Consider the following 25,071-nt stretch of genomic DNA (forward strand, 5'->3'; position numbering starts at 1 on the left):
CGGCTGATAATGAAATTACCTATGACACCAGAACGTTCCAACCTTTCTAAGATCGAGCAACACCCCATAACACTTAGGGATAAGGTTCAAGAACGTATGCGCGAAGCTATAATTCAAGGTCACTTTCAACCTGGAGAACGTCTTGTCGAAAGACCCTTGTGTGAACAATTGGGTGTGAGCAGAACAGTCATCAGAGAAACTATTCGCTATTTAGAAGCTGAAGGTCTTGTCGAAATCCTTCCCAATCGTGGACCCATTGTAGCTAAAATGAACTGGGATGACGCCAAGCAAATTTATGAAATCCGCAAACAACTCGAAACTTCTGCAGCTGTTGCTTGTGCGAAAAACCATTCGAATGAAACACAAGACAAATTAAAATCATCATTAAACGCATTGGAGCTCGCTTTCAAAGATGGCGGCACGGCCACACTTTTCCAAGCTACAGCCCAATTCTACCAAGTGATATTTGAAGAAGCTGGGCACCATATTGCTTTAGAGATTGTTCAAAGGTTGAACGGCCGGATCAGTAGGTTGCGTGTTATGACATTGTCAACAAACGACCGTTTTCAATCAGGGTTCGCCCATATGACAGCTATCTGTGAGGCGATTCTATCACGTGATCCAAAAGCTGCAAAACGCGCTGTTGAGACTCATATTCATGATGCCGCACAGATCGCAAAACGCTTGCTAGCAGACGAAGATATGGGTGTTTAAAATGCCAAAAGGATATTGGATTGCTCACGTTACAATAACTGATGCAGGTCAGTATAAAACTTACCAAGAAATAGCGCCAAAAGCTTTCCAAAAATACGACGCAAAATTTCTTGCACGGGGCAGCGATGCGCAAACGCTAGAAGGTGATCAATGGCAGCGTCATGTTGTTATCGAATTTGATAGCATGGAGCAGGCATTAGAATGTTATAACAGCACGGAATACAAAAACGCTCGTGCCCTTCGAGACGGCACATGCAAGGCAAGTATTACGATCATAAACGGTATGGAATAGTAAGCCCATTTCAATCTAAAGGTTTTCATTCACTCAGGTGGGCCGTTGGTGATTTCATTAAAATTTCAGAAAATTTCTTCCCAATATACTCAGGGCATAATGTGTTTTTATCTCCTATCGCAACAATCTGAGATGACATCTTTTGCAACTGCAACGGCTTTTCCGCAGCCTCTATAGTCGCTCTATACCCTACTAAATCGAATAAATATGGTGTTTCGGGCGCATCAGAAAACCGCAAGATACCCTTCGCGCGATAGCAATATTTTGGAAGCATTCTCGCAAAGCTTGCAAACTGTTCGCGATCAATCAAAACGCCAGTTTCTGCACTCCATCTTTTATAGTGTTCAGTGTGATTTACAGCTTTCAAAGAGTTGAATTTTTTCTTCTTAGTTTCACGCACTGCAATATCAATTTCCCGACTAATCAATATAGACACATCAATCGAACAGTAGGACGTTGATACAACATTCGTAAATGGTGCTGCGTCTTTCAGAGTATGAGTTAATGCTGTTTGCCTATCTTTTGGCGTAATATCAACTTTGTTTAAAAGAACCAAATCGCTGACTGCAGCGCAGTCTAAAATATATTCTGAATCTTCAAAGTTTAAATTGCAGAATTCATATGCATCAAGAACATAAAGCTTTGTGTCCAATCGCGTAAGGCCCGCTGCCTCAAGCATATCTAAAGATGCATCAAGAGCACGTGGATCTGAAACACCACTCGCTTCAATTATAATAGCATCTGGCAGGATTTCTTGGCGGGCAAAGTCTGCAATCCCAGCAACTAGATCATCATTTAATGAGCAACACACACATCCATTTTTTAAAGAGATGCGATTTTCCTCTACTGTTTCTATCTTTTCGAAATCAATATTGATCGCACCAAAATCATTTACAAAAACAACATATCTTTTGCCATTTGCCTGAGACAAAATACGGTTCACAAGTGTCGTTTTACCTGATCCAAGAAACCCCCCAATTGTAATGATAGGGAGCCTATTTTTTGCTTTAGAGACCATTATGCCAAACCAATTCACCAGCAAGATATGTGGCGTGTATATTTATCTTTGAGAGCTCGTTTGGATCGCACTGGAAAACATCTTGATCCAGAATAACAAAATCTGCGTGTTTACCAGATGTGATTGATCCTAGCTTATCTTCCATTCCAATTTGATACGCAGCATCAATTGTAACGGACTTCAGTGCAGTCATAACATCAAGACACTCGTCCTGCCCAAGACAACGACCATCGCCCGCTTTTCGCGTAATTGCAGCCTGCATCAATTCCAAACCTGATGGGTCAGTCATCGGAGTATCCGCATGAAGACTAATTTTCATACCATATTTCACGGCAGTTCCTGCAGGCATGTAATGTGCAGCTCGCTCTGGGCCAAACAACGCATCTTCGATAGGCGCTCCCCAGTGAGTAATGTGGTTGATGAAAAAACTACATAGAACACCAAGCTCTTGCGCACGTATTATTTGATCTTCGCGCATAAGTGCGCAGTGTTCTAATCTAAACCTATGATCATCTCTTGGCGTCTCAGACAAGATTGTTTCCACAAGATCAAGAACCATATCAATGGTTCTGTCCCCTTGTGTGTGTATTGTCATTTGCCATCCTTGCGCAAAATATGTGCGCACCATTTTTTCAAAGAACTCCTGCGGGTAATTCACAGAACCAGTATGACCTGGCTTAAGATTCATACGCTCCAAAGTTGTTTCAGTTTCAAGATATGGTTGTGATAACCAGATGTTTCCAATCAGCGGTGATCCATCTGCATGTATCTTCACACCTGCCATCCATAAACGATCATCGCCCATGGAAAGATTTTCAACTTGCATATCAGCAGTTGTAGCTTGTTGGTATGCCGCAACCCGTGGCAACGATAATCCTTGGTTTAAGGCGCTTTGATAATAAGCTTTATAAAATGGCATATAAAGATGCTCGGTTACCGTTGTAATACCGTTTTGAATAAATTCACAAATAGACGCTTTAAACTGATCGTTAAGACGTTGATCCCCCCATGCTGTATAAAATGTTTCTAAAGCTGACCAAGTAATAGCTTCCGCAATCTTACCGCTCGGACGGCCTGCGCTATCTCTTTCAATAATACTACCAGTAGGTGTTGGCGTATTTTCATCAATACCACACACCTCAAACCCCTTAGAATTCATATAAAGTGCGTGACAATTTGAAGTTTGAATCCCGATCGGATTATGAGGGGCAATTTCGTCCAATAACGCACGCGTTGGCGATTCCATATCTGGATGTAATTGCGCATCTAAACCGAAAAATATTAAATGCTCATTTGGCTCTGCAACAGCTACACGCCGTTTGATTTTACTTAAGACTGCTTGGTATGTTGGAACGGTTTCAGCACGGACATCTACAACAGGCGCACCACGTGTTTTTGCAGCCCACAGTGGGTGTGAGTGGGCATCAATAAGCCCAGGTAAAAGGTACTTTCCCTTTAGATCAACCGTCTGATGGCCGTCCGAGAGGAGTGATTGGGTCTCACCTAAAGACCCAACCCCAATTATTTTACCATTTCTTACGGCAACAGCTTCAGGAAAACGATTGTCACTATCAACGGTAATAATCGTTCCACCAACGAAAAGTATTTCCATTAGTCACCTTTCACGGCTGTATAACTATCACGTAATTCGCCCGCTTTGCTCTGGCTCGCAACGAAATCATCATTGCTTATAAGCGGAATAATCTTGTGATATTTAGACATCCCAGTTGCATCGGCAAGATGCATATTCGCTGCTACAGACGCCATATCAGGCATATTGTATACAAACATCATGTCGTATTCACCAAAGGTGCCATAGGCGTTTATAAGATTACCTCCCATAGCCCCTATTGCCTTGCGGCACACTTCGGCCCGATCACTTGGATGCGTTAGCATTTCTTCTTTTTTATCGTTTTCATATTTAATGAATAAAGCGACGGTTACTGTCATGGCTTATCTCCTTTTGCCTTGAATAATTCGGTCGAGGATCATCGCGCAGAATAAGATCGCTAAACCTGCTAAAATGCCTTGTCCTTCAGATGCGTATTGCAGTGCTTCCAGAACGTCTTCACCTAAGCCTTTGGCACCAATCAAAGATGCAATCACAACCATAGCCAAGCTCAATAGAATTGTTTGATTGATACCTGCCATTATGGATGGAGCAGCAAGTGGAATATCGACTTTCCAAAGAAGATATCTTTTGCTTGCACCATATGCCATTGCAGCTTCGCGGACAGACGATGGAACGCCCTTTAGGCCAAGCACTGTTAAACGCACCACAGGAGAACCACCAAAGATCATCGTTGCAATAATGGCTGCAGGTTTTCCTGTTCCAAAGAATGCAATTACTGGGATCAGGTATACAAATGCAGGCATTGTTTGCATAAAATCCAATATCGGACGCACGACTGCATATAATTTTGGTTTGCGCGCGCATGCGATACCCAATGGAATACCCAAAGCAATGCTGATACATGCGGCAGTTCCCAGCAAAGCCATCGTTTTCATACTTTTATCCCAGAACCCAAGATAACCAAGATATGCAAGTGCTGCTGCAGTAAAGATTGACGCGCGCCAACCCGCAGATAGTCCAGTCAGTAAAAGGATGAACCCACCCATAACAGGCCATGGTGTTTCTACAAAAATCGTTTCCAATGCATCAAGTACACTTCTGATGCCAAACGTGAGGCCATCAAAAAACCATTCTGAGCTGAGCGATGCTGATGTCATCCAAGCTTTAATAGCGTCCGCAGCAGTCGTTTGTATGCTTGGGTCGGCAGGAAAGCTTTGCAAGGCAGCCACTTGAGACGGAAACCCAAATTTCAAAGCACAGGTCACATAAGTCATAATAGCAAGAAGTGTTGCCAACGAAATTTGTGGTACGCCAAAACCAGAGCTAAGAGTACGGTCAGAGCGCCATTTTGTATAACGACGTTGCAAGGCTGTATTTGCTAAAATTGCTTGAACAATTTTCACACCAATCAAAACGGCAATACCAAGCAGAACCAATTGAGTTGCAGTATTTTGCGCAGCTACCGCATCGAGTTTAATACCTTCAATTGCGCGTTCTAGAGACGCAATTGTTTTTTCAAAAGCAGCGACTTTATCAGGCGTATTTTCTTGCGCATCCAACAATTGCTCACGCCTTGTTGCTAACGTTTGCTCAATGCCCCCTAGGCGTTGAAGGAATGGTGCGCCAAGATCCCCCCATACACCGCGTGCGATTTGAACGACTGCCATTGTTTCAATGGCCACGAATGGTAGAAAATACGCCCAAAGGTTTCGCATCCCAAACCATATTGACCCAAGTAAAAACGCTGCAATATTAAATGTGAATTCAAAGCCGCGTTTATCCCCGATTTTCTTAAACTGTTCATCATAGTATTCGGCGTTTACGTCTACAAAATCTTGTACGCTTTGTTCTGTTTCTAATACGCCAGTATTATCTAATGTATTATCCATTAGGCTTCCGTCCCTTTAACCACACCGTTAAGCAGGTCATTTTTTGTAACGACCCCGATTTTTTCTCCTGCATTGTTCTCAATCACAATCGGAGCATCCAAATCTACAGAGGCTGCAATAAGTTCTTTTAATGTTGCATTGTCAGACATCGACACCGCATTTTTTGGTATCTTTCCGCCAGATTTTTTGTACTCGTCGAGCGGTGTTAACAAGCTATGCGCACGGATCAAATTAATCCGTGAAATTCCAGCTACAAAATCAGATACGTATTTGTCACCTGGGTTCATAATTATTTCTTCAGGCGTTCCTGTTTGCACAATGATACCGTCACGCATGATTGCAATACGGTCACCAATGCGGACCGCTTCATCAAGGTCATGCGTGATAAAGACAGTTGTCTTATTCATTTTAGACGCAAGGTGCATAAATTCATCTTGCAACTGGCGGCGGATCAATGGGTCAAGCGCACTGAATGGCTCATCCATCAAAAGAACATCTGCGTCCGCCGCAATAGCACGCGCCAAACCTACACGTTGTTGCATACCGCCAGAAAGTTCATGGGCAAATTTATCCCCCCAATCGCCTAATTCAACCATTGCAAGCGCGCTTTCAGCAGCAGCCCAGCGTTCGTTTTGCGAAAAACCTCTGATCTCTAAAGCCATCGCAACATTGTCGCGAACAGACCTGTGTGGCATCAAACCAAAATCCTGAAAAACCATCGCAATCTTTTCATTGCGCACTTTTAAAAGCTCATCATCATCCAAAGCCATTATATCTTGCCCAGCTACAAGTACTTTACCAGCAGTTGGCGTTAACAATCGGTTGATGTGGCGAACAAGTGTAGATTTACCACTGCCAGACAAACCCATCACACAAAAAATCTCACCACGCTTAACTTTGAAACTTGCATCAGCTACGCCGACAACACAGTTAAAGCGTTCTAAAACTTCTGGCTTTGTTAGGCCTTCATTTTTTATGGCCTTAAAAGCTTCATCGTGCTTTTCGCCAAAAATTTTCCACACACCATCAATTTCGATCACAGGTTGACCATCAGATGGATTCTCATTCTCTATCGACACGGAATTTCCTCGTTACCTAAAATGGTAATTAAAGTGTTAGTCTACCAGCACAGCACCAAACTGCGCTGGTAGAAACATGCTAGTTTATAAGGGAGAGTTCACAAACCTAGCCATTTATCAACGCGCTCAGAATTCGCCGCGATCCATTCACGGGCTACATCTTGGCTATCGCGTTTTTTGACAATGATTTCATGCGTCCAGTTGTTCACTGTTTCAGTATCAAGAGCGATATTTGATAACATTGCAGCCACATCTGGTACGCGAGATTCTAATGATTTTGAATAACCAACATGGATGCTCTTAGCCTTGTCCCCCGTTTCAACTTTGGAGTTTTCAAACCACTTAGGATCTTCTGCTGGTTGCTTCATATCGTACTTTGAAGCGTCAAATGCTGGTTCTTCCAACTGCACCATGTCAAACACAAACCAGTTGTAATGTGGTGCGTAACAATAGAAGGCATATCCTTCACTCTTGTTAATTGAATCTTTGATAGATGCTGTTGCTATCTCTTCTTCTGCCTGAATTGGGCTAAAGAAATTACCGATGCCATAATCCCGCACCTTAACCATGTTGATCTTTGTTGAAGCCCAGCCTGGTGCTCCAACCCATATATCACCTTTACCATCACCATCACGATCCATTAATTTCGCAATTTCTGGTGTTGCTAGGTCGTACACTGTTTTCACGTTATGTTTTTCGCTAAATTCACGTGATACACAAAACCCAGAAAAGCCTTCATAATTACTTTGGCTCAACGCAACAGTGTTCTTTTCACCGACATATTCATCTGTGAAATTTGACTGGTTTGGCAACCAAACGTCTGGGTGCACATCAATTTCACCTTTACCACGATCCATCGCCTTAAAGACAACAGCATTAGTTCCCGGAACAAGCTCTGCGCTACCGCCAAGCTTGTCTTCAATAATGACCTTCACAAGCCCTGCAACTGCACGACCACTTGCCCAGTTAGGTTCCGCAATTTTTACAACTTCTTGCGCATAGCCCGCAACGGCTGTTGTTGCGCTCAGCACAGCTGAAAGCGCAATTGTTTTCCAATTGTTCATTTTTGGCCTCCTCCCAAATGATTCCAATATCTGACATGTTAGTTATTATTTACTGACATGTCAACAAAGGGTTCTGGCCAACAAAAGGGTTTAAACTATATCTTCAAAATGTTATGAGTAGGCCTAAATTTTATGGAAATGCAAAATGAACAAACAGAACGTTCAACCCTCTATGTTAAAGGATGAAGCTTACACATCACTGGAAAGAATGATTGTGAATGGCGACTTGGCACCAGGGGAATGGGTATCAGAAACTGACCTGATAGAAGCTTCAGGTTACACCCGTGCATCCGTACGTTCAGCAGTTCAACGCCTAGAAGATCAAGAGCTTATAAAAATCTTCCCACGAAGAGGAGCGCAGGTATGCCCAATTGACTACACACGACAATTTAGAGCTCTTGAATTAAGGCGTGCAGTGGAAACATTAATCGCCCGCTCTGCAGCTAAACGTGCTAGCGAAGAACAAAAAAATAAGTTTTTAAAGCTTTCAAAAAGCTTTATTGAAGTTTCTCAATCTGGCAATCAACTATCAATGACTGAAGTAGATTCAGAAAATTACGCTCTCTTATTAGAAACAGCTGACAATCCGTTTGCGGCAAAAGCAATGACATCCGTAAAAGGTTTATCGAGAAGATTCTGGGTCATGTATTCCGAGGAATATGGTGACATTGAAAAAATGGCCGATGCTCATTCTGATATCGCATTAGCCGTATCTAATGCAGATGAAGATGCCGCTGAAAAGGCAGTGGAGAACTTAATCAGTTATGTAGAACAATTCACATTAGAAGTGGTTGGTTATGGCTCCTAGTCTCTGTCGTTGGAAATATTAAAGAAATCACACTCGTAAAATAACTACATAAAATAATGGAATATCTATTTCGTTTTATGTGACGCCGACAATCTTATTCTCTGAATGACCAGAGCTTGTTGAGACCAAAAGTGACGATGATCAATACACACGTCGTCAGGACTTGTGCCCAGAAATATGGTAGTCGCAGCCAGATCGTAAATGTGGCCATTAGCACCGTGTTAAAGACAATCGCTAAGATAGCAACGATAAAGAACTTTGGCGCCGTTCTTGCATGGCTTATTTTGGAAACAAATGTGTAATTTCTGTTCAGATAGTAGCTGATAACGGCTCCAGTTACTGCGCCAATCATAGATGCGGTAACTGGTAGTACATGCCCAATTTCGACCAAGAACAATAACACCGAATAATGGCCTGACGTGGCAATCACACCTGCCCCGAGAAATGTAATGAATTGGCGCATAAGATCAGGTTTCATAAATTAATTTACCAACACTTTGATTGCACTCCAAATATTGGCCAAAGTTAAAGGTTCGAAGCGGAAAATGATATGACTTTCTTGCGTTGAAAGTGGTATTGATCTGAACAAACCCTCATGTTTTGAGATTTTCACTGGCTTTCCATTCACGGTTGCCTGCCACCCTGGGTAATAGAATTCCCGAAGAACAAACATTCCTGCATCGCCAGCGCCAACTATGATCTCAATTTCTGCATTTCTATATTTGACACTTGAAATCTCTCTGTCGATTTTCTGCCCTTCCTCAGCCTGTACAACAGCACGCGGAAGGGCCTTAGTATTCTCATAAAAATAAGCAGTGCGCCACTTGTGCTTGGCTGTTCCAAGAAGAGTAAGATGATCACCACCTAAACTGGTGTCAATTTCATTTAGCGGAGCACCGCTAATGATGTACCTCAGGCCAAGTTGATTTGCCATGTCACTATTATAGCTGGTCATCTTGTCGCCAAATCTGCGCTTCGTACTGGCATTGTTTTGCATGTTGGGTGCGATATGTTGCTCAAAACCTGACAGGCGCAATGGGTTATACCCTAGCAAGCCTTGCGATTGAATCACCTGTGGCAGGTTTTGAACGACGGGCCCTAGGCCAATGATTTCCGTACGCCAGTTAACTCCAAGCGCGTCTGTCCTAGGCAACAATGTCAGCATTTTGGAAAAGATTGGATGATCCTGAGGGTCTTGCAGCACCTGATACGCCCCAGCGGATCGGGCATTTATTCTGGTGTTGGAGGAATGATAGATAAGGTCAGCAGCCACGACCCCAGCAAGAACCATCATCATCGCATGCCTCGACCTTCCTGAACGCTGTGCAATATAAATTGTCAAAAGACTTGTTGCTATGATGACAAGCGGCACAATCAAACTGTTTACAAAATCTGGCAACCGTTCATAGCTATTGGCCAGCCAAAACATCCCTACAAACAAGATCGTCAGACCAACAGCTGTTAGAATGTGTAGTACACGTGACGGAATATCGCGCTGTAAAAACAGGCCTTGTTGAATTAATGCACCTGACAGCAAACTTAGTGAAAACCCGAAGATAAATAACGCATCCGCTGGTCGGCGAAACAAATCTATTCCGGGAATGAATTTGTAAAACACATAGAATACTGGCGTGTATCGACCCAAAGCATAGATAACGCAAATGATGCAGGCAATTGCGAAAAAACGGGCCTCTTTTATGAACAGTTGACGTTTGATGATGCCAAACCACACGATTAGCAGCAACGGCACTGCACCAGAATACATATGCAACATGCCACGATGAATCTGTAACCCCTTTTCCCCCCAAATGTTGCTTGGTGGGCCCCAATGTTGACCACCACCTAGACGAAGGGATCCAAAGTATTCGGGTAAGATGAAGGAAAACAAAGCCACTGGATGCAAGGATTGCCAGCTGGCCTCTAGATACGAAAATTCAGGGCGGTTGCTGTCATTCGCAAGTTGCAGCAATAAAATTACAGGCACGGCGATGACGATCAGCGCAAACACACCCCCGATTGCAACAGGGATATGGCTTCGTCTAACCACATCAGATTTACGTTGTGAAACATCACGCACAACGGCGGCGATCCAATAGATAAATAGAAACCAAGTCCCCATATAAGCCACATGGTTCCGATCGATCAAAACAAGTGCCAACGCGATACCAAAGGTAAGCCCTCGCCATATGCCACCATATTCCATTACGGCCTTCAATCGCCATAAGGTAATAGCAAGCCACATATAACTGACAGTCATCAGCATGTGTTCTAATCGCAGGCTGGATGGACCTGCCATCATATAGATCAAGGCCGCGACTACAGATGCCTCCCACCGCCATCCACTAATGCGGCCAAAGCCAAAAATGGCAAAAGCCCCAAACAACAAATGTATAAGATGTACGAAATCGACCAATTGCATGCTGGGGTTGGGACTGATCAGGGATGGTATCCAGAACGTCGGCGTCCATATCGCCGACTGTGGATCTGCGATCATGGGAAAGCCACCGTAATGATGCGGGCTCCAGGTAAAGCTTTCCCCTGAATGCCAAGCATCAGCCACAAATCTGATCATTGGATAGAAATGATTTTTGGCGTCATAGGGAATGATTTTGCCACCCCAAAACCATGGCCAACAGAACAAAACCCAAGCTATTGTAATAGCCAAAAGGCAAAAAATCGTAGTGCGTCTGTCGTTAAAAGTCATACGTCACACTTGGGTCAGCAAGGGAGTTTCTTGATTTTAGCTGTCTCGCTACGCATAGTCTTAGCCTGATCAAATCCATATTTAGCACTGATGAGGTACAAAGGCCTTTGTTTGACCTCTTTCAGAACCCGCCCAAGATAGTCCCCGATAATCCCTAAGCCCAACAATTGAATGCCTGAGAAGAAACAAACAGCAACCATCAAAGATGCATAGCCTGGCACATCAATACCAAGGATCATCGTTTTGATCATAATATACCCCCCATAGGCAAAAGACGGAATGGCAAGGAAGAGTCCAACATACGTCCAAATTTTAAGAGGGATCGTGGAAAATGAGGTAATGGCCCCAAGTGCAAATAGATAAAGCCTTAGAATACTCCAAGCAGATTGGCCATGCTCTCTGGGGGCAACGTCGAATGGGACAGCAACGCGTTTAAATCCGACCCAAGCGTATAGCCCTTTTGTAAAACGCTCGCGTTCTGGTAACGACAATAATGCGTCTACGACCTTTCGGTCCATCAGAAGGAAATCACCCAGACCGTTCATCAATTTCACATCAGAAACAGTTGCGAAAATCTTGTAAAAGCTACGGGTCAGAAAACCGCGAAGAGCACTGTCGTCATCGCGGGATGTCCGTTGGCCGTAAACAATTTCGGCACCGCTTTTCCATTCTTGATAAAATGTACGGATTACCTCTGGTGGATGCTGTAAATCGGCATCTATTTGAATAATAGCCTGACCCGAAGCATAGGATAGACCTGCATTAAGGGCTGCTTCTTTCCCGAAGTTTCGGCTAAAAGCGAGGAACTTGAGCTTTGCATTCACTTCACAATATTCGATAACTTTCTCAGCTGTATTATCTCGACTACCATCATCGACTAAAATGATTTCGTAATTTGGTTCGATATCTTCGACAACGGGGATAACATGTTCCAGCAATCTATCAACGTTCTGTTCCTCATTGTACATTGGCACAATGATCGACAATATGGGGTTTTTAATCTGGGATCCGAGCGGGGATATATCTGGGTTATATGTCATCAAAATCCCTGCTTTGGATTGAATTATTTGTGATCGGGTTTAACCTTGGTGAACGCACGATTTGCGTATAAATGGTTAGATGATTGACCATAGAGAGTCGAGCGCCGTAGCCACACGCATTCTCAAGATCATGTGATAATTGAGCGGGAATTCTGTAACAATGACCCAATACACCCTTTGTGCTGATGATTTCGGTCTACATCAATCCGTTGATGATGGGATCATCTCTCTAGTCAAAGCAGGGCGCCTCAATGCGGTTAGTTGCATGAGTATCGGGAAGACATTAAGCAAAAATGCCCAAGCCCTTTTAGAGGCATCAAAAGAGTCAAGTATCCCAGTGCAAATCGGGTTGCATTTGACCTTTACCGAATATGCACCCGTTGGGGACATGCCTATCCTTGCACCAGATGGGGGGTTTCCAACGATTGAAGCCCTTATCCAATATGCACATTTGGGGCGTTTGAACCAACATGAGATTTCAACACAAATCAACCGACAACTTGACGTTTTCAAAGATACTTTTGGAACTTTACCTGACTTTATAGATGGGCATCAACATGCGCATATCTTGCCCACCATTCGAGAAGCACTTGTATCAACAGCCAAATCCAACATGTCACCGGACGGGTGGATACGATCCTGTGATCTCCCGTTTTCAGAGATTATAAAGACAAAAATATCAGTAAAGCGCGCTTTGATCATTTCGGTATTATCGCGACGCCTGAAAACTATGCTTTTTAAAAACGCAATCAAAACGAATGGTGTTTTCTATGGGGTGAATGACTTCACCTCGCAACAAGACTTTGCGCAAATGATGCAGGTTTGGCTGCACTCCGCTGGAAAGTCGGATAAAAGTGCCCTGATCATGTGTCATCCTGGACAATTGAAATATCCCAACGATAAATCCATTTCTGACCCCATTGCGGATCGAAGACCTGATGAACTTTCTTACCTAGCATCCGAACAATTCTTGCAAGATATGCGCAACTATAAAGTAGAGCTCGGATAGAGACCCATTTTCACTGTTGATCATGCGAAGGAATAATTTTGAACTTAAAGTGCGTGACGCTGGAAAAACGCCAACCCGATCTCAGGGTGCGCTGTAGCAAGCCCAAGCATCCAAGTTGAAAAATCGATCGCCTCAAGGCGTCTGACACGCAGAGAAGTATCTTTTGGAGAACAGCGCCATAAAAAACCCAAACCCTGATGTTGATATCGACACGATCCGTTGTCCCATAATGCCTTCAACTCGTTAAGAGTCTCCAGCTTCCCATCCGCAAAATCGACAGGTAAAAAACCAGCCATGATGGCAGGAGAAGCAGTACCATTAGGGTTCTTACCCAAACGCGAAACGCCATAACGATACTTTAAAACCTCTCCATTTTCGTCAAAAACAACCTCAGATCCAGCTCCAAGCCCCCAAAGGCCAGGCTGCGCTCCGTCCTTCACAAACCAACGGCGGTCAGCTTCTCGTAGCTCTCTTAGCTCCTCAAGAAAGGCTGGGTCCCGTGCGTAGGCACCACAAAGATAAAAAGCGAACTGGTGCGTGAAATGCGACGGCACATTGCCAGTCGGTTTACCCAATAAAGTCAGGTCATCGTAGTCAGACATTGGAAGGTCATCGACCATGTCAAAGTGCTTACGCCAAGCTTTGGTGGCAACTCCTTCGCGACCATTGGCGGCCTCATAGCCAGCCGCCATACATGGCAAAAGCGCGTATTCATCAAAGGGTATGGTCGCAGTCTTTTTGGTTGGGCGTTCATCGGTTCCAAAAAACACCAGATGAATTGACCCGCGTTTCGGATCGCGGATCGCTGTTGTCCAGTTAATCGACATGACCAGCTCTTGGGCAAGCTGAGCTGCCCTTGGTATAGGTGTGTTGCTTTTGGCAGCTTTGTCTCGAAAATAGCTCGCAAGGATTTCCGCACCCGCACCCAAAATCGCGGTGTCTATAGTTGAAAATTTGTCTTTGTTACCTTTTGGTGCCGTTCCAGTGTTTATGTTGAACCAATGACGATACCAGCCGCTTGCCGAGCGTTCGACATGAAAGCCCGTATTTTGATCGACACCTAATAGATGTGTAAGCGTAACCTCCGCCTTCGTTTCTGCGTCAGGAATTATGCCAAGCGCATCGCCGATCGCAAGACTTATAAGGCCCATTCCAGTCGCCGCAATCGAAGAAGTCCGCGATCCAGCCCTGTCGTCTAAGCGAATAGAATCAAGATACTGGCCAGTTTCTACGTTGCGAAGAGCCTGATCGTAAACAAAGACAGCGTCTCGAAGGCGGCTGGTGACGAAATTGTCAAGCGTGTCCGCTCTTACCGAAGTAGCTGAGAGTAGCAAAAGGAGGAAAATGCGAAGCATGAACGGCTCTTTTTATGAATCAATGATCAGGCCAGCTACCACGTCGAAACTCATTTAGCATTACACAAATAGTTGTACCATTGAAATCAATCAACCTGCTCCTGCGGCGTACATAAAAGGCAAACTGTGAAAATTATGGGGATCTCTACAAATATTTAGAAATCTAAATTCTCTACTGACAGCGCATTTTGTTGAATAAATTCACGACGAGGCTCTACCACATCACCCATAAGCTTAGTAAACAGATCATCTGCATCAGCCAAATCATCCACTTTCACTTGCAACAAAGTACGCGCCTCTGGGTCAAGCGTGGTTTCCCACAACTGGTCAGGGTTCATTTCACCCAAGCCTTTGTAGCGTTGCAGGCTCAGACCTTTTTCACCCTCAGCCATCACAAGGCTTAACAGTGCTGTGGGGCTATGCACGACAGTCGTTTTATCTTTACGTGTAAAGCGTGCCGTTTTACCGTAAACCTCTTGCAAGGCTTTGGTCATATCGCTCAACTTTCGTGCCTCACCGGAGCGCAAGCATTTACCATCCAATGTATGACCTTCTTCAACACCACGCACGATGCGGCTGAAACGTAAGCCGTGATCTTGTGTTGGGCGCCCTGCCCAACCGCGTTCGTATTCAAGGCTAACATGATCCAAGCGCGTTGCAACTTGGTTTGCAGTGCCTTGCGGATCATCATCGACAACACCTGGCATCAATGCACCTGCAATCGCAGCTTGTTCCAAAACGTGGCGATCATAGTTCGTAGGGAATGCGTTCAAAATTGTACGCGCATGACGTGCCTCTTCCACAACACGCGCAAGGTCGGCGCCTGTGATAACAGAGCCACCACCGATATCCAGTGATGCACCGTCGATACCTTGTTCAATCAGATAGTCATCCAATGCACCTTGATCTTTTAGATAAACTTCGGATTTACCACGTGCCACTTTGTAAAGCGGTGGCTGTGCGATGTAGAGGTATCCACCATCAATCAACTCTGGCATTTGCCGGAAGAAGAATGTCAGCAACAATGTTCGAATGTGCGCACCATCAACATCCGCATCCGTCATGATGACCACTTTATGGTAACGTAATTTTTCGATGTTGAACTCGTCACGACCGATACCAGTCCCCAATGCAGTGATCAGGTTGGTGATCTGTTCAGACGTCAGCATTTTGTCAAAACGTGCACGTTCGATGTTTAAGATTTTACCACGCAGCGGCAGCACAGCTTGATTTTCACGTGAACGACCCTGTTTGGCAGATCCACCAGCACTGTCCCCCTCCACTAGGAAGACTTCAGATTTAGACGGATCGCGCTCTTGGCAATCCGCCAGCTTACCTGGCAGTGATGTACCGCCAAAGGCTGTCTTGCGGCGTGTTAATTCGCGCGCCTTACGCGCAGCTTCGCGGGCCAATGCAGCCTCTACGATCTTACCGACAATCTCTCTGGCAAGCTGTGGGTTTTCTTCGAACCACTCTGCCAATTTCTCATTCATCAAACTTTCAACAGCAGGACGTACCTCTGATGATACCAGTTTGTCTTTGGTCTGAGACGAGAATTTCGGATCTGGTACTTTAACAGACAACACACAGGTCAGACCTTCACGCGCATCATCACCGCTAAACGAAACCTTTTCCTTTTTCGCAATACCAGAGGATGCCGCATAAGCATTGATCGTACGTGTTAACGCACCACGGAAGCCTGCAAGATGTGTACCACCATCGCGTTGCGGAATGTTGTTTGTGAATGGCAAAACTGTTTCATGGTAGCTGTCATTCCACCACATTGCGACTTCAACCGTGATGTCATCACGTTCGCCAATCACATAAATTGGCTCTTCAATCAGTGGTGTTTTAGAACGGTCTAGGAATTTCACAAACTCTTTTACGCCCCCATCGTAATACAGCGTAGATTCCAAATGTTCAGCAGGGCGCTCATCGCGCAAAATAATCTTCACGCCAGAGTTTAAGAATGCCAATTCACGCAAACGGTTTTCCAACGTTTTGAACGACCATTCGCGATTAGAGAACGTATCCAATGATGCCATGAAACGCACTTCAGTCCCTGTTTCATCACCAGCATCACCGATAACTTCCAAATGTTTTGCAGTTTCGCCGTGTTCAAAACGTGCGATGTGAATTTTACCTTCGCGCCAGATTTTTAACTCTAGCCAATCTGACAGCGCATTCACAACAGACACACCCACGCCGTGCAAACCACCAGACACCTTGTATGAATTGCTGTCGAATTTACCGCCCGCGTGAAGCTGAGTCATAATCACCTCAGCCGCAGAAACGCCTTCTTCTTCGTGGATGCCTACTGGAATACCGCGACCATTATCGCGCACAGAAACACTTTCATCATCGTGAATTGTTACGGAAACAAAGTCCGCATGTTTGGCCAAAGCTTCGTCAATACCGTTATCAACGACCTCATAAACCATATGGTGCAAACCTGACCCATCGTCCGTATCACCGATATACATACCAGGACGCTTGCGCACAGCCTCTAAGCCTTTGAGAACTTTGATAGAATCCGCGCCATATTCTTCTGGTATTTGCTGCTCGTCAGACATTTGGTTTTCCCATTTTATTTAACGCCAAATATAGCGTTATGTCACAGGAATGTCACGCCCGAACCACAAGATTTTGTGCCAGACATGAACTAGGCTTCCCCTACAATAAAGCCATCATCATCTAGGGTCCAAAACGGGTTATGGGCCAGCTCCCACATATGCCCATCAGGGTCAGCAAAGTTACCCGAATATCCACCCCAAAATATCTCTGCGGGCGTGCTGATTTCCACAGCACCCGCAGTCATGGCATCTTTGAAAGCTTTATCGACCTCTTCACGGCTGTTGTAATTCGTGGCCATCGTTACATTGCCCGTACTACGTTCGTGTATTGGCATTCCGATATCTTTGGTCAGTGCTGCTTTGGAATACAAAGCAAAGAACTGCCCACCTGCTTTATAAAAGGCAATCATATCATTGCCCCCAGATGCTTCTTCCCAACCTATATCAGAATAAAATTTACGAGATCGTTCCAGATCAGAAACCGCTAAGGTAACCATTGTAATGCGTTGCGATTTCATTCCCTACTCCTAATGCGGCCTGACGCTTGAAATCCCCCCGTCGTCAGACACCTCTAAATATAATGCACGCTCGCCCATGGCTTCAAACAATTCAGCCCCCGTGCCTGTCATCCAGGCCTGCGCCCCTAATGCACAAATCTCATCATACAGTGCTGCGCGGCGGTCAGCATCCAAATGCGCCGCCACTTCATCCAATAAATAAATCGGCGGTGCTCCAAAATCTTGCGCGACTGCGCGTCCATTTGCAAGGATAAGTGACACAAGCAATGCTTTCTGCTCTCCCGTCGAGCATTGCTTGGCCTGCGTTCCCTTGGCAGCATAAATAGCGTTCAGGTCGTCACGATGTGGCCCGACCAATGTACGGCCTGCCATCATATCGCGCGGGCGACTTTCAGAAAAAGCTGTCAGCAAGTCATCCTTATCTGTGATGACTTCACTTGCATCTGCACCTATCAAGGATAACTCAGCCGATGGGAAAGCCGTGTCAGCCCCTTTCTGCGCTTCTTGCAGCCGTTGTACAGTCAACAAACGGTTTACTTCGATCAAAGCACCAGCTTCGGCCATTTGCTGTTCTACAGCGCTGTACCATGATGGATCACGTACACCGTCCTTTAGCATGCGATTGCGTTCACGCATGGTTTTTTCATAAGTCACGGAATATTCTGCGTGTTTCGGCTCTAAGCTCATTGTCAGGCGATCCAGAAATCTGCGCCGCCCTTCTGCGCCTTCGACCCACAAACGATCCATGACGGGGATCAACCAAACAATACGCGCTAAACGACCCAGCGCCAATTGGGGTGCAGGCTTCTCATCAATCAATACGGATCGTGATCCTTCGCCTTTATAGCTGGTTTCTACTTCGTGAATTCGCCCAAGGCTTTCCAGAACCCCTGAAACCTTCCAACCAACATTTTCAGGCGCACGCGCCATTTCATCCACCGTTGCACGGCGCATACCACGCCCTGGTGACAATAAAGAAATCGCCTCAAGGATATTGGTCTTACCAGCACCGTTCGATCCATAAATCGCAATCGGGCGCCCATCTGTTTCCAGTTGGACGCGTTTGTGCGATCTGAAATGTGAAAGTGTTAAGCTTTGAAGTGCAAGGCGGCCCAAGCAGTTACACCCGCATTGGCATCACAACGTAAACAGCGCTTTCATCGTTGCCTTCACGCATTAGGGTTGGATCCCCAGATGAATTGAACAAGAACACTGCGTTTTCACGATCCACCTGACCTGCGATTTCCAATAAGTACTTCGCATTGAAACCAATTTCCAATGGTTCATCACCATAAGCCACAGCAAGTTCTTCCTCTGCAGCACCGCTATCAGGCGCATTCACAGCCAGCACCAAACGATCTTCGTCCAATGTCAGCTTAACAGCACGCGAACGCTCGGATGAAACTGTAGACACACGATCAACGGCTTGTGCAAATTCTGCGGCATCCACTTCCAAACGGCGTGTATTACCTACTGGAATAACGCGTGTGTAATCTGGGAATGATCCATCGATCACTTTCGATGTCAGTGTAATTTCTGGTGTTGCGAAACGAATTTTTGTTTCAGATACGGATACAGCGATTTGCATATCATCATCTTCAACCAATTTACGCAGCTCATTCACTGTCTTACGCGGCACAATCACACCTGGCAATTCTTCGGCACCTGCTGGCAGTTCTGCATCAATACGCGCCAAGCGGTGACCGTCAGTTGCAACACAGCGCAATACCTTGCCGTCAGCACCATCAGATGCATGCATATAAACACCGTTCAAATAATAACGTGTTTCTTCTGTAGAAATCGCGAACTTGGATTTATCAAACAAGCGGCGCAAAACAGGTGCCGCTGCTGAAAAGTTACAAGCGTATTCAGACGACGCCATAACTGGAAAGTCTTCTTTTGGAAGCGTCGCCAAGGAAAAGCTGGAACGCCCTGCTTTTACATCCAGACGACCAGATGATCCGTCATCTGCCAATTCAACCATCGCACCATCAGGTAATTTACGGACAATCTCGTGTAACGTATGCGCGCCAACTGTTGTGGCACCTGCACGTTCGACCATAGCAGGTGCTTTATCGATCACTTCGATGTCCAGATCAGTTGCGCGAAAGCTGATATCATTGCCTTCTGCTTCAATCAAAACGTTCGCTAGTATTGGAATTGTATTCCGACGCTCTACAACGGATTGTGCCTGTGACATGGCCTTTAGCAATGCGCTACGTTCGATGCTGACTTTCATTTTCCCGCTCCCCTGATCTAGTGGGACTGTGACCCTACCCGATCTATCGGTTTTTTCAATGTTAAAAACACAATTTACGGGATTAGGCGCAAGGTCAAGAACGACCGCACCTTTATCCCGAATAATAGTGTTTTTTTAGCTTATGCTTCCAGCATACGACGTAGTAATTCCACGTCTTCTGCGATTTGGTTATCGATAGAGCGTAACTCTTCGATTTTCTTCACTGCATGGATCACTGTCGTATGATCACGGCCACCAAAGCGGCGGCCAATTTCTGGCAATGATTTTGATGTCAGTGTTTTCGCCAAGAACATCGCAACCTGGCGTGGCCGCGCAACGGAACGCGCGCGGCGTGGGCTTAAGATATCCGTCAAACGTAGGTTATAATGATCTGCAACTTTGCGAATGATTTCATCGATCGTCACTTTACGATCTGATGCACGCAACACATCTGCAAGCGACTCTTGCACAACATCCAATGTCACCTCACGACCAACAAGGGATGCGAATGCGAACAAGCGTGTTAGAGCACCCTCAAGCACGCGAACATTGTTGGAAATACGGTGCGCTAGGAATTCCAATACACCTTCAGCCAATTGAACTTCTGGATAGTGTTTTAATTGTGCTTCTGCTTTGGATTGCAAAATACCCAAACGCAATTCGTAATCTGTTGGATGTAAATCAACCACCAGACCCCATTGTAGACGGGATTTAATGCGGTCTTCCAAACCGTCAATTTCACCTGGTGCACGGTCCGCAGAAATGATGATCTGTTTGTTTTGGTCTACCAACGCATTAAATGTGTGGAAGAATTCGTCTTGTGTGCTGTCTTTGCCCGCGATGAATTGGACATCATCCACCATCAATACATCCACAGAACGGAACAGCTCTTTAAAACTCATTGTATCTTTGAAACGTAGTGCTTGAACAAAGCGGTACATGAATTGTTCAGCAGACAGATACAGCACCTTTGCCTTTGGGTTGCGTTCTTGGATTTCCCAAGCAATCGCATGCATCAAATGCGTTTTACCTAAACCTACGCCACCATACAGGAACAATGGGTTGAACGTGACTGGCCCACCTTCGGCCACACGGCGTGCGGCAGCATGCGCCAATTCGTTTGGTTTACCCACAACAAAACTGTCAAATGTGAAACGGTTATCCAATGGCGCGCCAGGTAAATCTTCTGAGCCTGACGTGCGGATCGGGCGTGTTGCTTTGGGGGGCATTGCTTGCTCGGACAGTGCTTCTGGTTCAGGCGCTTTTTCAGCCTTCACCAATACATCTGCTTTGAAATCCAAACGGTCAACATCAACACCTTCGCGTGTCATCATCAATGCTATGCTGTCACCGTAATTACGGTTGACCCATGTCCCTACAAAACTTGTAGGTGCAGAAAAAGATGCAACACCGTGTTCAACGCTCAATAAATTAAGCGGCTCAATCCAGTTTTGAAAAGCATCTTGTCCAATATCACTTCGGAGTTGGTCGCACACGCGCCCCCAGCACTCAATTACCATTATTTTCGATCTCATACAGTTATTAAGATTGACCCCAAGCCAACCCCCGGGATTTCCACCCGTTCGTTTCTCCCCGATGCCGTTCTGGATTCAAGTCCCCTTCGAATCCTTCAAGCACATTCACGCACACCGCAGACTGGCCTTGTGCAGATAAGGCCTTATTTACCACATGTGCAGCTTCTAACGATCGCACACCAGAACGACATAAAAAATATATCTTGGAAGGAGCAGACCCTCCAAACTGATCTAGTATATTCGCAACAAAGCCTTCGTTCACAGACATATCTGGGTATTGACGCCATTCTTGCAGTATTACTTTCTTACCCAATGCACTTAGGTCAGGAATGCCAACAAAAGACCACTCAGCCTTTGTGCGGACATCTACAAGAACTGCGTCAGATGCATTTTCTAAACCGGACCATGTTTCTTGAGGTGTTTCCTCAATCACATTCTCATTATTGGTCGCGGCCATCATCTTCCCCATATCTGAATCACTCTAAAGACGATAGCAAGGTGTCCCTATAGCTTTCAATGAATCTTCTCTGTTGACACAAAATTAGTTCATCCGAATCTATCCACAGGAGTTAAGTTGCTGTTTTAAAATGATTTTATAGGATGCAAATAACCCCTCACCTTAAAAATTAAAGTAAGCGGCATAAACTAACGTAACGGAATACAAAGGGGACAGAATCCCTTTGAAGATAAGCATCCTTGATAAAGCGATCACGTCTATCAAACAAGGTGTCCAAAAATAGAACATTGCATTTAGGCACAAAAAAACGGGGCTATTAACCCCGTCTTAAAATTCATGTTTTCAAAAACTGTGCTTAAGCGCCTAAAGCTTTAACACGTGCAGACAAGCGAGAAACTTTGCGGCTTGCTGTGTTTTTGTGCAGAACACCTTTTGTCACGCCACGCATGATTTCTGGTTGAGCTGCTTTAAGCGCCGCTGCTGCAGCTGCTTGATCGCCACCAGAAATCGCTTCTTCTACTTTACGCAAGAAAGTACGAATGCGAGACCGGCGGCCTTTGTTTACTTCAGTGCGACGTTCGATTTGACGTGCGCGTTTTTTCGCTTGTGGCGAGTTTGCCATGATAGAATCCTGTTATCGTGTTTGACGATGAAGCGGCCTTCTAGGACTGGATCGCTTTAAAGTCAACGGGTCATGCATTATTTATCTCTGAATTGTGGCGTTCTTTTCTCAATAAAGGCTTCCATACCCTCTGTTTGGTCTTCTGTAGCGAATAAAGCGTGGAAAAGACGGCGTTCAAACAACAATCCTTCGGCCTGAGTCGTTTCATAAGCCCGATTTACCGATTCTTTTACCGCCATCGTCGCAATTGACGATTTATCAGCGATTTTACCAGCAACCGTTTTCGCTTCATCCACCAGTTTTTTTGCAGGCACGATACGGCTGACCAATCCAGAGCGCTCCGCCTCTTCCGCATCCATAAAGCGACCTGTCAGATGCATTTCCATTGCCTTTGATTTGCCCACAATACGCGTCAAACGCTGTGTGCCGCCAATCCCAGCAATAACACCAAGGTTAATTTCAGGCTGACCAAACTTTGCAGTTTCTGAACACAGAATAAAGTCGCACATCATCGCCAATTCGCAACCACCACCCAGCGCATAACCAGAAACAGCAGCAATAATAGGCTTACGGCATTTCAAGAATTGCTCGATATCATCACCAAAGAAATTCTTTGTATACATGTCCACAAACGTATTGCTGGACATCTCTTTAATATCCGCCCCCGCAGCGAATGCTTTTTCACTGCCTGTCAGAACAATCGCACGCACCTTGGAATTATTATCCAAATCCGTGATCGCCGTTGTTAATTCGCCCAGCAATTCCGAGTTCAACGCGTTCAACGCATCTGGACGGTTTAATTGAACCACAGCTACATGGTCTTCAATCTCAACGATAAGCGTATTATAGGCCATATCTATGTATCCTTACTTCTTCAGCTTTTGGCATTTTGGGCAATAAAAGCTGGAACGCCCCGATTGTACAACCCGCTTAATCGTACCACCGCAATTTTCCTTACGGCAGTCTTTGCCTTCGCGCCCATAAACTGAAAAGCTATGTTGAAAATAACCCAATTCACCATCCGCCTGACGGTAATCTTTCAACGAAGAGCCGCCAGCTGCAATGGCTTCGCTCAATACATCACGAATCGCTGGTACCATTTTCCACACACATCGCTTGGACAAATTTCCAGCTATATTCAGCGGGGAAATCCCAGTCCGCCAAAGCGTTTCACACACATATATGTTTCCTAAGCCTGCAACAATCTTTTGATCCAACAATGCAGACTTAATTGGCATTTTGCGCCCAGACAATGCATTCTCCAGATAAGCTTCATCAAAACTATTGCCCAGTGGTTCAGGCCCGATCCCTGACAGCAATTTATGATCTTCAGCCGTTTTCGTATCCAGTAAATCCATCGCCCCAAAACGGCGGGCGTCGTTAAATGTAATACGCGCCCCGTTATCCATATCCAGCACAACATGATCATGTTTCTCTATAGCTGGGTGCAAATGATGGAAATCACCCACCATATCTTTGGCACCGTCAGGAGCCGAAATCGTCATCCGTCCAGACATGCCTAAATGGATTAAAAGCGTCTCTTCGCTATCCAAATCACATAAAACGTATTTAGAGCGCCTGCGAAGCCGCTCTACCCGTTTACCTGTTAATCTTTCAGACATATTCTCTGGAAATGGCCAACGCAGGTCGGGGCGGCGAATATCGGCCTGTGCAATAACAAATCCTGTCATATGAGGCTCTAACCCTTTTCGGACAGTTTCAACTTCGGGTAATTCGGGCAATGATTTTTCCTTGGGCGTAGGTGACGCATTTATAATTTTATGAACACACTATATAGGAGTGAATAACAGAATAAAAAGGTGTCGACTCATGGCTTCTGATCAAAGAACTACACATTTCGGTTTTAAAACCGTTGATGAAGGCGAAAAAGCCGACATGGTACACGGTGTTTTCTCTAATGTTGCCTCTAAATATGACATCATGAACGATGTAATGTCCGTAGGAATTCACCGCATCTGGAAAAATGCCATGATGGATTGGTTGGTACCACGTGGCGATCAAAAACTGCTGGATGTTGCAGGCGGCACAGGTGATATTTCGTTCCGTTTTCTAAAACGCGCCCCAAATGCACATGCCACTGTATTTGATATGACCCAAGGCATGTTGGATGCAGGCCGCGAACGCGCCGAAGCGGATGATATGGCGGATCGTTTGGACTGGGTTTGCGGTGATGCAATGGCATTACCATTCGCCGACAACACATTCGACGTTTACACTATCTCTTTTGGCATCCGTAACGTGACACGCCCACAAGAAGCGCTGAATGAAGCATATCGCGTTCTAAAGCCAGGTGGTCGTTTGATGGTCCTGGAATTCAGCCAAATTCCAAACCCAGCCATGCAATGGGCCTATGATCGCTACTCTTTCAACGTAATTCCACCAATGGGCAAAATCATCGCCAATGATGCTGACAGCTACCAATACCTTGTCGAAAGCATCCGCAAATTCCCTGACCAAGAAACATTCCTTGGCATGGTCAAAGAAGCAGGATTTGAAAACGCCAAATACCGCAACATGACAATGGGCATCGCATGCCTGCATTCAGGCTGGAAAATCTAAAC

Annotated in this window: 24 protein-coding genes; 5 read left to right on the top strand and 19 right to left on the bottom strand. The window is 45.3% G+C overall.

Going from position 1 to position 25,071, the window contains the following annotated elements:
• Positions 1-9: 9 nt before the first annotated feature.
• Positions 10-714, top strand: a complete 705-nt coding sequence (locus F9L33_RS07050; protein WP_226804019.1) for a GntR family transcriptional regulator — start codon at positions 10-12, stop codon at positions 712-714.
• A 1-nt stretch (position 715) separates the two neighbouring features.
• Entirely contained in the window at positions 716-1,006 is a 291-nt protein-coding gene (locus F9L33_RS07055; RefSeq protein ID WP_152142067.1) for a DUF1330 domain-containing protein, read from the top strand.
• 25 nt (positions 1,007-1,031) lie between these two features.
• Here the strand turns inward: F9L33_RS07055 and F9L33_RS07060 are convergent, their stop codons facing one another.
• The 6 genes from F9L33_RS07060 to F9L33_RS07085 form a co-directional block, all read right to left on the bottom strand.
• Complete coding sequence (locus F9L33_RS07060; RefSeq protein WP_152142068.1) at positions 1,032-2,024, bottom strand: GTP-binding protein; 993 nt, start codon at positions 2,022-2,024, stop codon at positions 1,032-1,034.
• Positions 2,014-3,636, bottom strand: coding sequence for an amidohydrolase (locus F9L33_RS07065; RefSeq protein WP_152142069.1), 1,623 nt, complete (start codon positions 3,634-3,636; stop codon positions 2,014-2,016). The genes F9L33_RS07060 and F9L33_RS07065 overlap by 11 nt, the downstream gene beginning before the upstream one ends.
• A complete protein-coding gene (locus F9L33_RS07070; protein ID WP_152142070.1) occupies positions 3,636-3,974 on the bottom strand; it encodes a GYD domain-containing protein in 339 nt (112 codons plus the stop codon). Before F9L33_RS07070 ends, F9L33_RS07065 begins: the two co-directional genes overlap by 1 nt.
• Before the next feature lie 3 nt (positions 3,975-3,977).
• On the bottom strand, positions 3,978-5,486 hold the full coding sequence (locus F9L33_RS07075; RefSeq protein WP_152142071.1) for a proline/glycine betaine ABC transporter permease: 1,509 nt from the start codon (positions 5,484-5,486) through the stop codon (positions 3,978-3,980).
• Positions 5,486-6,565, bottom strand: coding sequence for a glycine betaine/L-proline ABC transporter ATP-binding protein (locus F9L33_RS07080; RefSeq protein WP_226804021.1), 1,080 nt, complete (start codon positions 6,563-6,565; stop codon positions 5,486-5,488). Before F9L33_RS07080 ends, F9L33_RS07075 begins: the two co-directional genes overlap by 1 nt.
• 98 nt (positions 6,566-6,663) lie before the next feature.
• Entirely contained in the window at positions 6,664-7,629 is a 966-nt protein-coding gene (locus F9L33_RS07085) for a glycine betaine ABC transporter substrate-binding protein (RefSeq protein ID WP_152142072.1), read from the bottom strand.
• Positions 7,630-7,774: 145 nt separating this feature from the next.
• Here F9L33_RS07085 and F9L33_RS07090 point away from each other — a divergent pair, with 145 nt between their 5' ends.
• A complete protein-coding gene (locus tag F9L33_RS07090; protein ID WP_152142073.1) occupies positions 7,775-8,437 on the top strand; it encodes a GntR family transcriptional regulator in 663 nt (220 codons plus the stop codon).
• Positions 8,438-8,531: 94 nt separating this feature from the next.
• Here the strand turns inward: F9L33_RS07090 and F9L33_RS07095 are convergent, their stop codons facing one another.
• The 3 genes from F9L33_RS07095 to F9L33_RS07105 are packed head-to-tail and all read right to left on the bottom strand — an operon-like array spanning position 8,532 to position 12,181.
• Complete coding sequence (locus tag F9L33_RS07095) at positions 8,532-8,915, bottom strand: GtrA family protein (protein ID WP_152142074.1); 384 nt, start codon at positions 8,913-8,915, stop codon at positions 8,532-8,534.
• Between the two features lie 3 nt (positions 8,916-8,918).
• Entirely contained in the window at positions 8,919-11,141 is a 2,223-nt protein-coding gene (locus F9L33_RS07100) for a hypothetical protein (protein WP_152142075.1), read from the bottom strand.
• A gap of 14 nt (positions 11,142-11,155) precedes the next feature.
• Positions 11,156-12,181 (bottom strand): glycosyltransferase family 2 protein, encoded by a 1,026-nt coding sequence (locus F9L33_RS07105; protein WP_152142076.1) that lies wholly within the window; start codon positions 12,179-12,181, stop codon positions 11,156-11,158.
• A 160-nt stretch (positions 12,182-12,341) separates the two neighbouring features.
• Here F9L33_RS07105 and F9L33_RS07110 point away from each other — a divergent pair, with 160 nt between their 5' ends.
• Positions 12,342-13,190: a ChbG/HpnK family deacetylase gene (locus F9L33_RS07110; RefSeq protein WP_152142077.1), complete on the top strand. Its 849-nt coding sequence runs from the start codon at positions 12,342-12,344 to the stop codon at positions 13,188-13,190.
• A 44-nt stretch (positions 13,191-13,234) separates the two neighbouring features.
• On the opposite strand, the gene F9L33_RS07115 is transcribed toward F9L33_RS07110, so the two are convergent.
• From F9L33_RS07115 to mutM, 10 genes are all read right to left on the bottom strand, one after another.
• Entirely contained in the window at positions 13,235-14,545 is a 1,311-nt protein-coding gene (locus F9L33_RS07115; RefSeq protein ID WP_152142078.1) for a hypothetical protein, read from the bottom strand.
• Between the two features lie 155 nt (positions 14,546-14,700).
• Positions 14,701-17,118, bottom strand: coding sequence for a DNA topoisomerase (ATP-hydrolyzing) subunit B (gene gyrB / locus F9L33_RS07120; RefSeq protein WP_152142079.1), 2,418 nt, complete (start codon positions 17,116-17,118; stop codon positions 14,701-14,703).
• An 89-nt stretch (positions 17,119-17,207) separates the two neighbouring features.
• Positions 17,208-17,636, bottom strand: coding sequence for a VOC family protein (locus tag F9L33_RS07125; RefSeq protein ID WP_152142080.1), 429 nt, complete (start codon positions 17,634-17,636; stop codon positions 17,208-17,210).
• Between the two features lie 9 nt (positions 17,637-17,645).
• Complete coding sequence (gene recF, locus F9L33_RS07130; protein WP_152142081.1) at positions 17,646-18,752, bottom strand: DNA replication/repair protein RecF; 1,107 nt, start codon at positions 18,750-18,752, stop codon at positions 17,646-17,648.
• A gap of 4 nt (positions 18,753-18,756) precedes the next feature.
• Entirely contained in the window at positions 18,757-19,875 is a 1,119-nt protein-coding gene (gene dnaN / locus F9L33_RS07135; protein ID WP_152142082.1) for a DNA polymerase III subunit beta, read from the bottom strand.
• 140 nt (positions 19,876-20,015) lie between these two features.
• The gene (gene dnaA, locus F9L33_RS07140) at positions 20,016-21,395 is read right to left on the bottom strand and encodes a chromosomal replication initiator protein DnaA (protein WP_152142083.1); all 1,380 of its coding nucleotides are present in this window, start codon (positions 21,393-21,395) and stop codon (positions 20,016-20,018) included.
• 22 nt (positions 21,396-21,417) lie between these two features.
• Positions 21,418-21,867, bottom strand: a complete 450-nt coding sequence (locus F9L33_RS07145; protein WP_152142084.1) for a rhodanese-like domain-containing protein — start codon at positions 21,865-21,867, stop codon at positions 21,418-21,420.
• A gap of 355 nt (positions 21,868-22,222) precedes the next feature.
• On the bottom strand, positions 22,223-22,489 hold the full coding sequence (rpsT, locus tag F9L33_RS07150; RefSeq protein WP_152142085.1) for a 30S ribosomal protein S20: 267 nt from the start codon (positions 22,487-22,489) through the stop codon (positions 22,223-22,225).
• Between the two features lie 77 nt (positions 22,490-22,566).
• Complete coding sequence (locus tag F9L33_RS07155) at positions 22,567-23,343, bottom strand: enoyl-CoA hydratase (protein WP_152142086.1); 777 nt, start codon at positions 23,341-23,343, stop codon at positions 22,567-22,569.
• Positions 23,344-23,355: 12 nt separating this feature from the next.
• Entirely contained in the window at positions 23,356-24,231 is an 876-nt protein-coding gene (gene mutM, locus F9L33_RS07160) for a bifunctional DNA-formamidopyrimidine glycosylase/DNA-(apurinic or apyrimidinic site) lyase (protein ID WP_152142087.1), read from the bottom strand.
• An 88-nt stretch (positions 24,232-24,319) separates the two neighbouring features.
• On the opposite strand from mutM, the gene ubiE reads away from it, so the two are divergent.
• Positions 24,320-25,069, top strand: a complete 750-nt coding sequence (gene ubiE, locus F9L33_RS07165) for a bifunctional demethylmenaquinone methyltransferase/2-methoxy-6-polyprenyl-1,4-benzoquinol methylase UbiE (RefSeq protein WP_152142088.1) — start codon at positions 24,320-24,322, stop codon at positions 25,067-25,069.
• Positions 25,070-25,071: the final 2 nt, after the last annotated feature.

Origin of the sequence: Amylibacter sp. SFDW26, assembly GCF_009184395.1 — a bacterium.
Taxonomy (GTDB): domain Bacteria; phylum Pseudomonadota; class Alphaproteobacteria; order Rhodobacterales; family Rhodobacteraceae; genus Amylibacter.

Excerpts from the sequence above, each read along its gene's own strand:
- F9L33_RS07100 (WP_152142075.1), bottom strand. The coding sequence starts at position 11,141 with ATGACTTTTAACGACAGACGCACTACGATTTTTTGCCTTTTGGCTATT.
- F9L33_RS07075 (WP_152142071.1), bottom strand. The coding sequence starts at position 5,486 with ATGGATAATACATTAGATAATACTGGCGTATTAGAAACAGAACAAAGC.
- F9L33_RS07115 (WP_152142078.1), bottom strand. The coding sequence starts at position 14,545 with ATGCTTCGCATTTTCCTCCTTTTGCTACTCTCAGCTACTTCGGTAAGA.
- F9L33_RS07090 (WP_152142073.1), top strand. The coding sequence starts at position 7,775 with ATGAACAAACAGAACGTTCAACCCTCTATGTTAAAGGATGAAGCTTAC.
- F9L33_RS07050 (WP_226804019.1), top strand. The coding sequence starts at position 10 with ATGAAATTACCTATGACACCAGAACGTTCCAACCTTTCTAAGATCGAG.
- F9L33_RS07095 (WP_152142074.1), bottom strand. The coding sequence starts at position 8,915 with ATGAAACCTGATCTTATGCGCCAATTCATTACATTTCTCGGGGCAGGT.
- F9L33_RS07110 (WP_152142077.1), top strand. The coding sequence starts at position 12,342 with ATGACCCAATACACCCTTTGTGCTGATGATTTCGGTCTACATCAATCC.
- F9L33_RS07155 (WP_152142086.1), bottom strand. The coding sequence starts at position 23,343 with ATGGCCTATAATACGCTTATCGTTGAGATTGAAGACCATGTAGCTGTG.
- rpsT (WP_152142085.1), bottom strand. The coding sequence starts at position 22,489 with ATGGCAAACTCGCCACAAGCGAAAAAACGCGCACGTCAAATCGAACGT.
- F9L33_RS07125 (WP_152142080.1), bottom strand. The coding sequence starts at position 17,636 with ATGAAATCGCAACGCATTACAATGGTTACCTTAGCGGTTTCTGATCTG.
- dnaA (WP_152142083.1), bottom strand. The coding sequence starts at position 21,395 with ATGGTAATTGAGTGCTGGGGGCGCGTGTGCGACCAACTCCGAAGTGAT.
- dnaN (WP_152142082.1), bottom strand. The coding sequence starts at position 19,875 with ATGAAAGTCAGCATCGAACGTAGCGCATTGCTAAAGGCCATGTCACAG.
- F9L33_RS07145 (WP_152142084.1), bottom strand. The coding sequence starts at position 21,867 with ATGGCCGCGACCAATAATGAGAATGTGATTGAGGAAACACCTCAAGAA.
- F9L33_RS07070 (WP_152142070.1), bottom strand. The coding sequence starts at position 3,974 with ATGACAGTAACCGTCGCTTTATTCATTAAATATGAAAACGATAAAAAA.
- F9L33_RS07060 (WP_152142068.1), bottom strand. The coding sequence starts at position 2,024 with ATGGTCTCTAAAGCAAAAAATAGGCTCCCTATCATTACAATTGGGGGG.
- gyrB (WP_152142079.1), bottom strand. The coding sequence starts at position 17,118 with ATGTCTGACGAGCAGCAAATACCAGAAGAATATGGCGCGGATTCTATC.
- ubiE (WP_152142088.1), top strand. The coding sequence starts at position 24,320 with ATGGCTTCTGATCAAAGAACTACACATTTCGGTTTTAAAACCGTTGAT.
- F9L33_RS07105 (WP_152142076.1), bottom strand. The coding sequence starts at position 12,181 with ATGACATATAACCCAGATATATCCCCGCTCGGATCCCAGATTAAAAAC.
- F9L33_RS07065 (WP_152142069.1), bottom strand. The coding sequence starts at position 3,636 with ATGGAAATACTTTTCGTTGGTGGAACGATTATTACCGTTGATAGTGAC.
- F9L33_RS07055 (WP_152142067.1), top strand. The coding sequence starts at position 716 with ATGCCAAAAGGATATTGGATTGCTCACGTTACAATAACTGATGCAGGT.
- F9L33_RS07085 (WP_152142072.1), bottom strand. The coding sequence starts at position 7,629 with ATGAACAATTGGAAAACAATTGCGCTTTCAGCTGTGCTGAGCGCAACA.